2 protein-coding genes are annotated in these 793 nt (G+C 60.4%); both read left to right on the top strand.

Annotated elements, in window-relative coordinates:
• Positions 1 to 586: IS1634 family transposase (locus ACR1XY_RS24655; protein ID WP_480597468.1), on the top strand; the 586-nt coding region annotated here is incomplete at its 5' end.
• 48 nt (positions 587 to 634) lie between these two features.
• A partial coding sequence (locus ACR1XY_RS24650) for an SGNH/GDSL hydrolase family protein (protein ID WP_480597472.1) occupies positions 635 to 793 on the top strand: 159 nt, incomplete at its 3' end.

Below are 793 nucleotides of genomic sequence, written 5' to 3'. Positions count from 1 at the left end.
CGAGAAGATGGTCGGCAAGCTCGATGCACAGGATGCCGGCAAGACCGCCAAGGGTCGTCGCGCCTCCGACCGCGGGGCGTACAGCCGTTTCACCCGCGCCGTCGCGGAGGCCGAGCTCACGCGGTTCATCAAGGCCGATCTCAATGCTGATCGGTTCAGTTGGTCGGTCGATGAAGACGCCATTGCCGAGGCCGAACTCTTTGACGGAAAACTCGCGCTGATCACCAACGCACCGGATCTGAGCCCCGCCGAGGCTGTCGCGCGTTACAAGGGCCTCGCAGACATCGAGCGCGGCTTCCGCGTCCTGAAATCCGACATCGAGATCGCGCCGGTTCACCATCGACTGCCCGATCGCATCCGTGCTCACGCCATGATCTGCTTCGTGGCCCTCGTCCTCTACCGCGTCATGCGCATGCGGCTGAAGGCGAAAGGCCACAGCGCGAGCCCGCGCACCGCCCTCAATCTTCTGGAACGCATTCAACAGCACGTGGCCCGTATCGGCCCGGCAACCAAGACAACCCTTACGCGCCAGCAACCGGAACAACTCGACCTCTTCGAAGCCCTGGACCTGAAAACACCCGCTTGAAGCGGCCATGTTGTGGCAAAAGCAAGCATCCCGCTTCAACAATATCAATTGGTTACGCGTTTAACTGTCGAAGTTGAGTTCAACATTCCCTACCAGTATGTCAAGGGCGACTGGGATTGGGTGGTGGTCAATGGTGGCGGCAATGATCTACTGTTCGGATGTGGCTGCGGGCGCTGCGACCGGATCATGAACCGAATGATTTCGGCG

This window comes from Ruegeria sp. AD11(2025) (assembly GCF_056542405.1).
The sequence above is the reverse complement of the archived record's forward strand: the minus strand, read 5'-3'. Positions and strand labels throughout refer to the sequence as shown.